The organism is Streptomyces sp. NPDC098101 (assembly GCF_044760185.1).
Classification (GTDB): Bacteria; Actinomycetota; Actinomycetes; order Streptomycetales; family Streptomycetaceae; genus Streptomyces.
The window spans coordinates 648,843-661,513 of the sequence record NZ_JBIWAS010000002.1; the positions used below are offsets into that span (position 1 = coordinate 648,843).

Annotated in this window: 12 protein-coding genes; 3 read left to right on the forward strand and 9 right to left on the reverse strand. The window is 74.5% G+C overall.

Translation table 11 applies throughout. The features are described 5' to 3' along the window. Window positions 1-2 precede the first annotated feature (2 nt). Together ACIQVI_RS09930 and ACIQVI_RS09935 are read right to left on the reverse strand one after the other, a co-directional pair. Window positions 3-275, reverse strand: coding sequence for a hypothetical protein (locus ACIQVI_RS09930; protein ID WP_121830561.1), 273 nt, complete (start codon window positions 273-275; stop codon window positions 3-5). A 50-nt stretch (window positions 276-325) separates the two neighbouring features. Continuing rightward, window positions 326-1,156, reverse strand: coding sequence for a serine hydrolase domain-containing protein (locus tag ACIQVI_RS09935; protein WP_402441778.1), 831 nt, complete (start codon window positions 1,154-1,156; stop codon window positions 326-328). Window positions 1,157-1,216: 60 nt separating this feature from the next. On the opposite strand from ACIQVI_RS09935, the gene ACIQVI_RS09940 reads away from it, so the two are divergent. Further along, on the forward strand, window positions 1,217-1,621 hold the full coding sequence (locus ACIQVI_RS09940) for a MerR family transcriptional regulator (RefSeq protein ID WP_351971387.1): 405 nt from the start codon (window positions 1,217-1,219) through the stop codon (window positions 1,619-1,621). Continuing rightward, window positions 1,618-2,643, forward strand: coding sequence for an aldo/keto reductase (locus ACIQVI_RS09945; protein ID WP_403593392.1), 1,026 nt, complete (start codon window positions 1,618-1,620; stop codon window positions 2,641-2,643). Before ACIQVI_RS09940 ends, ACIQVI_RS09945 begins: the two co-directional genes overlap by 4 nt. Window positions 2,644-2,660: 17 nt before the next feature. Here ACIQVI_RS09945 and ACIQVI_RS09950 read toward each other — a convergent pair whose 3' ends face one another. From ACIQVI_RS09950 to ACIQVI_RS09980, 7 genes are all read right to left on the reverse strand, one after another. Continuing rightward, window positions 2,661-3,875: an acyltransferase gene (locus tag ACIQVI_RS09950; protein WP_403593395.1), complete on the reverse strand. Its 1,215-nt coding sequence runs from the start codon at window positions 3,873-3,875 to the stop codon at window positions 2,661-2,663. After that, window positions 3,872-4,852, reverse strand: coding sequence for an alpha/beta hydrolase (locus tag ACIQVI_RS09955; protein WP_403593398.1), 981 nt, complete (start codon window positions 4,850-4,852; stop codon window positions 3,872-3,874). The genes ACIQVI_RS09950 and ACIQVI_RS09955 overlap by 4 nt, the downstream gene beginning before the upstream one ends. A gap of 188 nt (window positions 4,853-5,040) precedes the next feature. Beyond that, window positions 5,041-5,721 (reverse strand): response regulator transcription factor, encoded by a 681-nt coding sequence (locus tag ACIQVI_RS09960; RefSeq protein ID WP_121830555.1) that lies wholly within the window; start codon window positions 5,719-5,721, stop codon window positions 5,041-5,043. After that, window positions 5,718-7,097: a sensor histidine kinase gene (locus tag ACIQVI_RS09965; protein ID WP_403593401.1), complete on the reverse strand. Its 1,380-nt coding sequence runs from the start codon at window positions 7,095-7,097 to the stop codon at window positions 5,718-5,720. The genes ACIQVI_RS09960 and ACIQVI_RS09965 overlap by 4 nt, the downstream gene beginning before the upstream one ends. 391 nt (window positions 7,098-7,488) lie before the next feature. Further along, window positions 7,489-8,442 carry a DUF4429 domain-containing protein gene (locus tag ACIQVI_RS09970; RefSeq protein ID WP_403593404.1) on the reverse strand — a complete coding sequence of 318 codons (954 nt, stop codon included), beginning with the start codon at window positions 8,440-8,442 and terminating at the stop codon, window positions 7,489-7,491. 56 nt (window positions 8,443-8,498) lie between these two features. Further along, window positions 8,499-9,719 (reverse strand): alpha/beta hydrolase, encoded by a 1,221-nt coding sequence (locus ACIQVI_RS09975; protein ID WP_403593407.1) that lies wholly within the window; start codon window positions 9,717-9,719, stop codon window positions 8,499-8,501. A 424-nt stretch (window positions 9,720-10,143) separates the two neighbouring features. Beyond that, window positions 10,144-10,791 (reverse strand): TetR family transcriptional regulator, encoded by a 648-nt coding sequence (locus tag ACIQVI_RS09980; protein ID WP_351974001.1) that lies wholly within the window; start codon window positions 10,789-10,791, stop codon window positions 10,144-10,146. A gap of 282 nt (window positions 10,792-11,073) precedes the next feature. Between ACIQVI_RS09980 and ACIQVI_RS09985 the strand changes: the two genes are divergently transcribed. Beyond that, window positions 11,074-12,567, forward strand: a complete 1,494-nt coding sequence (locus tag ACIQVI_RS09985; RefSeq protein ID WP_403594507.1) for an MFS transporter — start codon at window positions 11,074-11,076, stop codon at window positions 12,565-12,567. The last annotated feature ends 104 nt before the right edge of the window (window positions 12,568-12,671 follow it).

Consider the following 12,671-nt stretch of genomic DNA (forward strand, 5'->3'; position numbering starts at 1 on the left):
GCTCACCGCCGGGCGAACGTCCTGCGGGAGACGAGGTTGGCGATCGCCACGTAGACGACCGCGGGGATGCCGTAGTCGAGCAGCACCTGAACGACGTGCTCGGACACGTCGAAGAGCCCGATCGACCAGCCGGCGAGCCAGTCGGCGGCGGTGTGGAACCAGTCGACGACGGTGTTCGCCCGGTTCGCGTCGAACAGGTCCAGGAGGATCCAGACGACCAGGATTCCCGCGAGGACGTGGGCCACGGTTCTTATGACGGAGTCGATGCCTCTCATGGACTCCGTTTTGCCCGCGTCGGCCGCGACAAACGGCCCCTGCGGGCCGGTTATGCCGCCCGCAGGTCCGCCAGGACCGCGTCCGTGAACGCCGGCCAGGCCTCGACCGCCCACGGCCCGAAGGGCCGGTCGGTGAGCGCCACGCACGCGGCCCGCGCGTCCGGGTCGATCCACAGGAAGGTGCCGGACTGCCCGAAGTGCCCGAAGGTGCGCGGCGAGGAGCCGGCGCCGGTCCAGTGCGGGGACTTCCCGTCGCGGATCTCGAAGCCGAGCCCCCAGTCGTTCGGCCGCTGGTGCCCGTAGCCGGGCAGGATGCCGGTCAGCCCCGGGTACGTGACGGTCATCGCGTCCAGGACGGTCCGGGCGTCCAGGAGCCGGGGCGCCTGCACCTCGGCGGCGAACCGCACCAGGTCGTCGACGGTCGACACGCCGTCCTTGGCGGGCGAGCCCTCCAGGGTCGTGGAGGTCATGCCGAGCGGCTCCAGGACCGCCTGGTGCAGGTACTCGGCGAAGGGGATGTCGGTGGCCTTGGCGATGTGGTCGCCCAGGGCCTCGAAGCCGGTGTTGGAGTAGATCCGGCGGGTGCCCGGCGCGGCCTGGACCCGGTTCTCGTCGAAGGCCAGGCCCGAAGTATGGGCGAGGAGGTGGCGGACGGTCGAGCCCTCGGGCCCGGCCGGCTCGTCCAGGTCGACCGCCCCCTCCTCGTACGCGACGAGCACCGCGTACGCCGCCAGCGGCTTGGTCACCGAGGCGAGCGGGAAGCGCCGCCCGGTGGGGCCGTGGGCCCCGGCGAGGGTGCCGTCCGCGCGGACCACGGCGGCGGCCGCGGTGGGGACGGGCCAGTTCTCGATCGACGCCAGGCTCGGCAGGCTGCTCTCCATGGGCCCGAGCCTACTGGGCGCACTTGCCTGGAGTGCACTCCAGGGTTTTAGCGTGGGGGCATGAGCGTGATCGCGAGCACGAGCGGTACCCGGGAGCACTACACCATCAGCGAGGTCGCCGCCCTGACCGGTCTCACGGCGCACACCCTGCGCTGGTACGAGCGGATCGGCCTCATGCCGCACGTCGACCGTTCGCACACGGGGCAGCGCCGCTTCACCCCGCGCGACCTGGACTGGCTGGCCTTCGTCGGCAAGCTGCGGCTGACCGGGATGCCGGTCGCCGACATGGTCCGGTACGCCGAGATGGTGCGGGCCGGGGACCACACCCGTGAGGAACGCCGCGCGCTCCTGGAGGCCACCCGGCGGGACGTCCTCGCCCGGGTCACCGAGCTCCAGGACACGCTCGCCGTGCTCGACGTCAAGATCGCCCACTACGGGACCGTATGCGGAGGAACACCTTCATGACCAGCGTGACCAGGATCGACACCGTGCGCCTCGGGGGCCAGGACGGCCCGGAGGTCGGCGTCCAGGGCTTCGGTGCCATGGGCATCAGCGAGTTCTACGGCGCGACCGACGAGGCCGCCGCCCGCGACACCCTCGACGCGGCCCTGGAGGCCGGCGTCACCCTGATCGACACCGCCGACATCTACGGCAGCGGGGCCAACGAGGAGTTCCTCGCGCCCTTCCTCGCCGCCCACCGCGACGAGGTCGTGCTCGCCACCAAGTTCGCCATCGAGCGGCGCGCCGACGACCCCGCCTACCGGGGCATCCGCAACGACCCCGCGTACATCAGGAGCGCCGTCGAGAACAGTCTGCGCCGCCTCGGCGTCGAGACCATCGACCTCTACTACATGCACCGCCGCGACCCGCAGGTCCCGTTCGCCGAGTCCGTCGGCGCGATGGCCGAACTCGTCCGGGAGGGCAAGGTCCGCTTCCTGGGCCTGAGCGAGGTCACCGGGCCCGAACTGCGCGAGGCCCACGCCGTGCACCCGATCGCCGCCCTCCAGTCGGAGTGGTCGCTCTTCTCCCGGGACGTGGAGCGCAGCGCCGTCGGCGCCGCCGCCGACCTCGGCGTGACCCTCGTGCCGTACTCGCCGCTCGGCCGGGGCTTCCTGACCGGGGCGTTCGCGGACGCCGCCAGGGACCTGTCGGGCGGCGACTTCCGCAAGTACCAGCCCCGGTTCACCGGCGAGAACGCGGAGCGGAACGCCGCCCTGCTCGACCCGGTCCGCAAGATCGCCGCCGCCCACGGGGCGACCCCGGCGCAGATCGCCCTCGCCTGGGTCCAGCAGCGGGCCTCGGTGCACGGCCTCACGGTCGTCCCGATCCCCGGCACCCGCAAGCGCTCCCGCCTCCTGGAGAACGCGGCCGCCACCCGCATCACCCTGACCGACGCCGAACTGGCGGAGCTGGAGCCGATCGCGGGCCTGGTGGCGGGCGACCGCTACCCGGACATGAGCTTCACGTCGGTGAGCCGGGAGGTCTGAGCACCCCTCGGAAGGGTTCACCCGAGCCCCAGGGCGAAGAGCCCGAAGCCCGCCGCGAGCAGTCCCGCCAGGGCGCGGCGGGCGGGCCCGGCCTCCGTCCACGGGGACTCGAAGCCCCGCGCGTACCGCCCGATCAGGACGAGGAGCCCGGCGAAGACCGGCATCCAGGCGAGCCGGGCCAGGACCCAGCCCGCCGAGTCGGGCGCGCCGACCAGGCCCGCGACCTCCCCGGCGTACGCGGCGGGGACCGCGGCGGCGAGCATCGCCGTCTGGTGCCAGCACAGGATCGTCATCGCCGAGAGGTTGACGACCACGACCGGCGCCCAGAGCGCGGGCCGCCGCAGGAGCGCGCCGAGCCGGTCGCGGAGCAGGACCGCGGCGCCGCTCTGCGCGGCGGCGAGGGCGAGGACGAGCAGCGACGGCGGATGCGAGTTGGTGCGGGCCTCGCCCGGGACGCCGACCATCGACGCCGGGTAGCCGAAGAGAAGCAGCAGCGCGGCGAAGAGGGCGGCCCCGCCGAGGAGCAGGCCCCACGCGTGGCGCCGGGTCACCCGGCCCTCGCCCCACGAGACGCCGAGCTGATAGGCGAAGAGCCAGCCGGGCAGGATGTTCAGCAGGCTCAGCCAGGACGGCACGGCGTCGGCGTACGGCCCGTAGCGCAGGAGGTCGACGACGGCGACCGAGCCGAGCAGCGGGGCCGCCGCCCACGCCCCGAACCGCCGGGCGGCCCGCACGCAGAACGGGGTGAGGGCGGTGACCACCGCGTAGACCCCGACGAACCACAGCGGCTGGACCACCAGCGTGGACGCCGTCCGCAGGGTGTCCACGGGCACCCCGAGCCCGAAGCGGAGCAGGGGCAGGAGCAGCGCCCACACGGCGGTGACCCCGAGGACCGGCCGCCCGAGCCGGGCGAGCCGCCCCCCGAGCCACGCACGCGTGGAGCCCTTCCGGCGCCGGTACGAGAGGGCGGACGCGTACCCGCCGACCAGGAAGAAGATCCCCAGCATCTGGAGGACCCAGCTGACCGGCGCGAACTCGGGGAAGGCGCCGAGCGGGCTGGCGTTGTGGAGCGCGCCGTCGGCGGAGAGCGTGAAGCCGCCGAGCAGCCAGTGACCGGTGGGCACGGCGAGCAGGGCGAGGGCCCGCAGCCCGTCGACCGCCCGGTCGCGGTGGGCGGGGGTGGCGGCCTCGATCCGCCGGGCCGTACGGCCCATCAGGGCGAGGGCGCTCATCGCACGTCCCCCTCGGCGATCGCGGCGAACGCGCGCAGCGACGAGGTCCCGGCCGCGAAGTAGCCGCCGTGCCCGGCCGCGTCCTCCGCCGGGATCCGGCGCGCCCCGAAGGACGGCCCGGTGGGGTCGGCGCCGTGCCCGAGGCCCGCGAACGACACGTTCGGGACGCGGTCGATCCAGTCGGTGGGGTCCTTCGCCGCCCACACCCGCGCGGAGGTGCCGAGTTCGGCGACGTTCCCGGCGCGCATCCCCGGCGAGCCGAAGACCACCAGGTCCTTCGCCTTCAGCTCGTGGGCGGCGAGCCCGCAGACCACCGAGCCGTAGCTGTGGCAGAACACCGAGGGCTCGGCCGCCCCGACGGCCGCCAGGCCGTCCGCGAACCGGGCGAGCCGCTCGGCCCCGGCCTCGGCCAGCCGGCCGGTGGCCGCGTCCAGGCCCACGCCGACGGGGGTGGTGTACCCGGCCCAGGCGACCACGGCCGTGCGGTCCCCGGTGGCCCGGCGCAGCGCGGCCGCCATGTCCGCGAGCGGTTGGACGTGCCCGGCGTCGACGTCGGAGCCGGGCACGATCACCGCCACGTGCGCGGCCCGCGCCAGGTCCCCGTACACCAGCGCCACCTGCCCCCGGCCGCGCGGATCGTGCGCGAGCACCCGCGCCTCCCCGAACCGCCCCTTCGTCGTCAGCGCGTTGGCCTCGTACCGCAGCTCCAGAGGAGCCCCGTCGAGGTTCCCGACGACACCGGGATGATCCCGCACCAGCCTTTCCTTCTGTACGGGATCGAGTCCCGCGAAGAATCGCGCGGCCCCGGCCGGCTCCCACCCCTCCGGGTCCGGCAACCCCGCACCCACCCACGCCCCGCTCCCGACCGGCGCCCCGGTCACGGCCTCCTGGGCGTTCCCCGACGCCCACCCGGCCGTCCCGGCGACCGCGAAGGCCGCCAGGGCCACGGTGATCAGGGTCCTCGACGTGCGGCGCATGGGCCCGCCCTCCCTCTCCGGCTTCTCGCTCGTCCGCCGGTCGTCCGGCGACGGGAGGAAGGTAGGAAGGGAGTGGGTGACGGCACGTCACACCGGGGGGCCAACCGCCCCGTGATACCGGGGTAGGGGGTGGAGGAGCGGCGGACCCCCGGGAAGGGGTGGGGTTTTCCCCCGGTCCCGTCCGGGTGTCAGGCCGTGCCCGGCGTCACGAGCCCCGACTCGTAGGCGAAGACCACCGCCTGGGCCCGGTCGCGCAGGTCCAGCTTGGCCAGGACCCGGCCGATGTGGGTCTTCACCGTCTGCTCGGCGAGGACCAGGCTCTCCGCGATCTCCTGGTTCGACAGGCCCCGGGCGATCAGCTCCAGGACCTCCGTCTCGCGCGGGGTGAGGCCGTTCAGGCGCAGCGCCGCGGTGTCCCGGCGCGGGGCCGGGCGGGAGGCGGCGAAGTCCGCGATCAGGCGCCGGGTCACGGACGGCGCGAGCAGCGCCTCGCCCGCCGCCACCACCCGCACCGCCGCGATCAGGTCGGCCGGGGGCGCGTCCTTGAGGAGGAAGCCGGACGCGCCCGCGCGCAGCGCCTCGTACACGTAGTCGTCCACGTCGAAGGTGGTCAGCATCAGGACCTTCGGCCGGTGCGTGACCCCGGCCGGCGGGTGCAGGATCTCGCGGGCCGCCGCGAGCCCGTCCAGCTCGGGCATCCGCACGTCCATGAGGACCACGTCCGGGTGCGCCGACCGTGCCACCTCCACGCCCCGCCGCCCGTCCGGGGCCTCCCCGACGACGTCGATGTCGGGCTGCGCGGCGAGCAGCGCGGCGAAACCGGCCCGCACCATGGCCTGGTCGTCGACGATGATGACGCGGATGGTCACGCGGGGTCCTCCGTGCGCAGGGGAAGCCGGGCCGCGACCCGGAAGCCGCCGTCGGGCAGCGGCCCGGTGTCCAGCGAGCCGCCGGTCAACCGTACGCGCTCCCGCATCCCGACGAGCCCGTGCCCGGTGCCGGGGGCGCCCCTCTCGACGGACGAACCGTCCTCCAGGGAGGGCCCGTTGACGACGAGGACCGTCAGCCATTCCCCGTCCGCCCGGACCGAGACCCGGGTCGGGGCGCCGGGCGCGTGCCGGACGACGTTCGCGAGGGCCTCCTGCACGATCCGGTACGCGGACAGGTCCACGGCCTGCGGGACGTCCCCGAGGCCGGCGGCGAGCCGCAGCTCGGCCGGCACCCCGGCCCGTACGGTCGCCTCCACCAGCTGCTGGACCCGGTCGAGCCCCGGCTGCGGGGCCAGCTCGCCCCCGCCGCCGTCGCTGCGCAGCACGGAGAGCAGCCGGCGCATCTCGGCGAGGGACTCGCGCGCGCTCGCCGCGATCGAGCCGAACTCCTCGCGGGCCGCGTCGGGAAGCCCCGGGAGGCGGTACGGCGCCGAGTCGGCCTGCACGGTGATCACGGACATGTGGTGGGCCACGACGTCGTGCAGTTCGCGCGCGATCCTGGCCCGCTCCTCCAGGAGCGTGCGGCGGGACCGCTCGGCCTCGCTGATGGTCTCCTGCTCCGCGAGCCGCCGCTGGGCGTCGCCCCGCGCGCGCACCGCAGAGGTGAGCAGGAGCAGCACCCCGCTCAGGACGAACAGCAGGGTGTGGACGCTGGTGTACCCGGCGGGCCGGAACGCCTCCAGGACGTATCCGGCGGCGCCCGTCGCCAGCCAGACGCCGAACAGCGCCCGGCGGGACTCGCGCAGGCCGAGCGCGAGCATCAGCGCGCAGTAGCCGATGACGAGCGGCGGGGGCCAGGGCCACAGGTGGGCGCGGGTGCCGTCGGCGGCGAGCAGCAGGAGCGCGCCGATCACGTCGGCGGCGAAGACCACCCACCAGGCCTGGAGGGGGCGGGTGACGGCGAGCAGCAGCGGGGCGGTCTGCGCGGTGCCGACCGCTCCGGCGAGGGCGCCGTTGAGGCCGTAGTCGTCGGTGAGGAGGAGGACGGTGGTGGGGAGCAGCGAGGCGGTGAAGGCGAGCGCGACGACGTACGGCAGGAGCCGCACCCAGCGGGAGGAGGCGTCGGCGAGGAGGGGCGCCCCGGGGGCGGTCGGGGTGGTGAGCGCGGCCCCGAACCCCTGGAACGCCCCGCGCGCCCGGACGGCCGCCCGCCGGACCCCGGCCCGGGCGGGGACGGGGGCGGACCGGGGGGCCGTGGACGACGGGTCGTCGGGCCGGGGCGGGGTGGGCGGCTCGGGCCGCGGTGCGGTGGTCATGGCCCGCCCAGCGTAGGCAGCGGCCCCGGCACCCGGCGTCATACCGGGGACCGGGGCGCGGTCTGATACCGGGGTATGACCCGGGGTTCCCCGCCGTGGGGTCTTGGGGGTCTCCGCTTCGGGGTCTCGGGGTTCCCTGCCCCTGGGACTCGGGGTTTCAGGCCCGGGGTTTCGGGGTTTCGGGTCCGGGGCTCCGAACTCAGGGTTCCGAGCCGGGGGTTCAAGGCCGGGGGTCTCGGGGCCCGGAGGCTCGGGTACCCGGGGGCTCAAGACCTGGGGTGCGGAGCCCGGAAGCCGGGGCCCGGGGGCCAGGGGCTCGGACCCGGAGGTGCAGGACCCGGGAGCTCAGGGCCCAGATGTGCAGGCCCCGGAGGTTCAGGACCCGGAGGGCTCAGAGTTCCGCGAGCAGCTCCGCCTTCTTCGCGGAGAACTCCTCGTCCGTCACCAGCCCCGCACGGTGCAGCTCGCCCAGGTGGCGAATCCTTTCGGCCACCGCGCCGGGGGTACGGGACCCGACGGGCACGGGGGCCCGGTCCGAGGCCCGGATCGCCGCGAGGACGGCCGCGGCGAAGGGGAGGGACTCGTGGACGAGCCCGTACCCGAGGCCGAAGACGACGGACGCGGGGTCGTGGTCGGGCTGGGTCGGCCGGGGCTCGCCGTCCCGGGGCACCAGCCGCAGGTGCCCGTCGAAGACGTCGGGCGAGCGCCACTCGATCCCGCACAGGTCCCGCACCGAGAAGGTCTGGTCGCCCGCCTTCCACTTCTCCGAGGAGGCCCCCGTCCAGAACCAGCGGAACGAGACCTCCGCCCGGCCGTCGAAGGACGCCTTCCCGTCGTACGCCTTGAAGGACAGCGGTCCCGGGGGCGGCGCCACGAGGAACCGCTCGGCGGGCGTCACGATCCCGCCAGGCCCGTAGGCCTCCTCCGGCCCGTCGAACCCGTCGAGTTCGTCGTACAGGCCGCCCCCGCCGTGTCCGGCGGCCCCCGCGGCCCCCGGCTCCGGCGGCAGGAGCGCCCGCAGTTCGTCCCGGTAGTACTCGGCGAGCGTCTCCCGGTCCGCCGGGAGCACCAGCCGGTACGGATCGGAGCTCTCCTTGAGCTGCCCCGCGGCCGCCTCCATCAGCGGATCGGCGCCCGGTCTCGGCACGGCGTGGAGCACGACGGTGTTCCGTTTCCCGGGCGTGAGCGTCACGGACGCCAGCGCTTCGTACGGTACGCGGCGTTCGCGCAGCACCTGGAACAGCTTCGGCGCGCGGATCCCCCGTTCGAAGCGGATGACGAGGGCGTCGCTCTCGAACTCCCAGGCGGCATGAATTCCGGCCAGCACATCACCCATACGCCTCATCGTAAGCGGCGCCCGCTCCGGCGTCGCCCCTGTGAAAGGTCCCGAAATTATGGGATCTACGCGCGTCGCGACCCTTCCGCGCCGGATATTCCGTCGTGGCAAGCGCTGCCGGCACGTGCGCAGACCAGCCGCGGGTAGGCCCCGACGCCTATCGCGGCGAAGTTGCCGAGGCTCACCGTCCCCGGCGCGAAATAGCCGCTGTGCCCGGCGGCCCCGCCCGCCGAGAGCAGCCGCGCGCCGAACTCGGGCGCCACCGGGTCCGCTCCGTGTCCGAGCCCGCCCACCTCCAGGTGCGGCACGTCGGCGATCCAGTCGTCCGCGTCCCGCATCGCCCAGATCCGGGCCGGGGTGGCGAGGTCGGCGGCCCGCTCCACCCGCATCCCGGGGCTTCCGGAGACGGCCACGTCCGTCACGCGGGCGGGCAGCCGGGGCGCGGCGACCCCGCAGAGCACGGAGCCGTAGCTGTGGCAGAAGAGCGCCACCCGGGAGTCGCCGGGGAGCGATTCGGCCAGTCCGACGAGCCGTGCGGCACCCGACTCGGCGAGCCGGCCGGTCAGCGCGTCGATGCCGATCCCGGCGGGCGCGGTGTAGTCGGCCCAGGCGATCACCGCGACCCGGGCGCCGGGCGCGGCCCGCCGCTCGGCGTCGTAGAGGGCCCGCGCCATGCCGGCGGGGGCCCCGTAGCGGCCGTGGGTCCGCTGGAAGGTGAGGAGGTTGGTGTCGACGCCGGGCACGACCACCGAGACGCGCCGGGCCCGCTCCAGGTCCCCGAGGACCTCGGCGGCCCGCCCCGTCCCCGTCGGGTCGAACGCGAGGATCCGGCGGCCCGGCCGCAGCAGCGAGGCGAAGCGGTCGATCCGGCGCTGCGCCTCGTGGCGGCCCTCGGGGGAGAGCCGGGGGTCGTGGACCCGGCCGCGCTCGGCGTCGTACGCGCGGGTGAGCGTGGTCCGGTTGGCGCGGTAGCGGAGGGCGACCGGGGCGCCGTTGAGGTTCCCGACGACGAACGGGTGCCGGGCGGCGAGCCGCGCCCCGCCCGTCGGGCCGATCCCGGCGAAGAACGCCGCGACGGTACGGGGCGGGGCCGCCGGTCCGGGCAGCGGGCGGCCGTCGACGCGGTCGCGCGCCCAAGCCGCGAGCGCGGCCTCGCGGGAGGGCCCCGGCGGGGGCTGGTGCCGGACCGTGGTCCACCCGGTGGTCGCCAGGAGCACGAGCACGACGACGAGCGCGAGCAGCGCACGCGCGGCGAGGGGCGCGGGCGCGCTGTCGACAGGGTTCACGGGCCGCCACCCTACGGGGCGGTGGCACCGGTTCCGTACCAGGTGGGACGGAGGTCACGCCTCCGCGTGATCCACGATGCGGGGGCCCCGGAGGCGGCTCCGGCGACCACGGGAACGGGGGATTCCGGGGGCGGGGCCCAGGCGGGAGGCTCCGGGACCCCGGGGCGGCCCCGGCAGGGGCCCTGGGGGATCACCGGCAGGACCCGGGGGGCGGTTCCGGAGGGGCCTGAGGTGACCCCGGCAGGGGACTCGGGGGTTCCGGCGGGGGCCCGGGGACGGGATTCCGAGGCGGCCCCGGGAGCGGGTCCCGGGGGGCGGTTCCGGCGGGGGCCAGGGGGCATTGCCTCGGTGCCAGGCGGTGCCAGGCGGTGCCGGGCGGTGCCTCGGTGTCACGGGCCCGGGGCCCCGAAGGCGGCCCTGGGCCCTAGGGTGCGCCCCCGCATCCGCCCCGCCAGTGCGGGGCCAGGGCCGGGCCGAGGTGGTCGAGGTAGTCCTCGGTGAGCGCGCGGATGGCCTCCAGGCTCTGGTCCGTGCCCCGGCCCCACATCTGCCCGGTCACTCGCATCACCCCGCTGAACGCGGCCACCGCGATCCGGGGCCGCGGGTCCTCGTCCACGTCGACGCCCTCGCGCTCGGCGATGATCCGGGCGATCGTCTCCTCCATCTCGGTGGAGCGGCGCAGATGGACGGCGAGCAGCGCGGGCGTCGACTCGATCAACTGGAAGGTGCGCAGGTACAGCCCGACCGGGACGACCTCGGTGATGGCCTCGCCGATCGTGTCCCAGGAGGAGAGGACGGCGTTGCGCAGCGCGTCGAGGGGGCCCTCGGCCGGGGGCCGCTGCCCGAGGGAGCGGACGAAGCGCTCCTCCACCATCTGCTGGACGGCGAAGGCGACCTCCTCCTTGGAGGAGAAGTAGCGGAAGAAGGTGCGCTGGGAGACCTCGACGGCCTCGACGATCTCGTCGACCGTGGTCCGCTCGTACCCCTGGGCGGTGAAGAGCTCCAGGGCCACCCGGATCAGCGCGTCACGCGTCCGCTGCTTCTTCCGCTCGCGCAGACCGGGCAGGGTCACCTCGGAGTCCTCTTCTCAGCCGTTTTCTCTTCGGGCGTTTTACGGGAGTTTTCACTCCATTTGGTCCAGCTCAGGGTACCTGTGAGCTACGTGACAGTTACCGACGCGTGAATCGCTTTGTCAATTGTCAGCGACTGTCACTAGCCTCCGGGTATGACTAGTCAGACCACCGTGGAAAAGGCCCCGCAGGGCCAGGGGGGCACCCCGGGACCCGTACCGGGTCCGGCGAAGGGACTGCGCGGCCATCCCTGGCTGACCCTGTTCGCCGTGGCCGTGGGCGTGATGATGGTCGCGCTCGACGGCACGATCGTCGCGATCGCCAACCCCGCCATCAAGGCCGACCTCGACGCCACGCTCGCCCAGGTCCAGTGGATCACCAACGGCTACCTGCTCGCGCTCGCCGTCGCCCTGATCACCGCCGGCAAGCTCGGTGACCGCTTCGGCCACCGCCAGACCTTCATCATCGGCATCGCGGGCTTCGCCGCCGCCTCCGGCGCGATCGGCCTCTCCCACTCCATCGGGGCCGTGATCGCCTTCCGCATCCTCCAGGGCCTCTTCGGCGCCCTGCTGATGCCGGCCGCCCTCGGCCTGCTGCGCGCCACCTTCCCCGCCGAGAAGCTGAACATGGCCATCGGCATCTGGGGCATGGTCATCGGCGCCTCGACGGCCGGCGGCCCGATCGTCGGCGGCCTGCTCGTCGAGCACGTCAGCTGGCAGTCCGTCTTCTTCATCAACGTGCCGGTCGGCGTCGTCGCGCTCCTCCTCGGCCTGGTGATCCTCAAGGACCACCGCGCGGAGAACGCGCCGCGCTCCTTCGACATCCTCGGCATCCTGCTGCTCTCCGGCGCCATGGGCACCCTGGTCTGGGGCCTCATCAAGGCCGGCGAGTCCTGGGGCTGGGGCGGCGGCAAGACGTGGGCCTGCCTGCTCGGCGCGGTGCTCCTCTTTGTGCTCTTCGCCGTCTGGGAGACCAAGGTCAAGGAGCCGCTCGTCCCGCTGGGCATGTTCCGCTCCGTGCCGCTCTCGGCCGGCGTGGTCCTGATGGTCCTGATGGCCTTCGCCTTCATGGGCGGCCTGTTCTTCGTGACCTTCTACCTCCAGGGCGTGCAGGGGCTCAGCCCGGTCGACAGTGGTCTGCACCTGCTGCCGCTGACCGCGATGATGATCGTCTCCTCGCCGCTGGCCGGCGCGCTGATCACCAAGTTCGGCCCGCGCGTGCCGCTCGTCGGCGGCATGGTCTGCACGGCCGTCGCGATGTTCGGCATGATCACGCTCTCCGCCGGCACCGGCACCCTCGCCATGTCCCTCTGGTTCGCCCTCCTCGGCCTGGGCCTCGCCCCGGTCATGGTCGGCGCCACCGAGGTCATCGTCGGCAACGCGCCGCTGGAGCTCTCCGGCGTGGCCGGCGGTCTGCAGCAGGCCGCCATGCAGGTCGGCGGCGCGCTCGGCACGGCGGTCCTCGGCGCCGTCATGTCCTCCAAGGTGTCGGACGTCTTCGAGGAGAACTGGAAGGCGGCCGGCATCCCGGCCCCGCCCAACCCGCAGCTGGAGCAGGCCGCCGAGTTCGGCATGGTCCCGCCTGGGCTTGCCCAGGCGCCGGGCATGACCCCCGACCTCGCCCAGACGATCACCGGCGTCATCCACGACACCTTCCTGGACGGCATGGGCCTGGCCTTCACCGTCGCCGGTGTCGTCGCGGTCGTCGCGGCGGTCGTCGCCCTGCTGACCAAGCGCGGCGAGAACGCGGAGGCGGGCATGGGCGGAGCCCACATCTGACCTGCGGGTTCTCGTCCCGCGCGCGTTTTTCGTACGGCCCCTGCCGGACCAGGTCCGGCAGGGGCCGTCGCCCGTTCGGGTGAAGAAGCTTTGGCCCCCTTCTC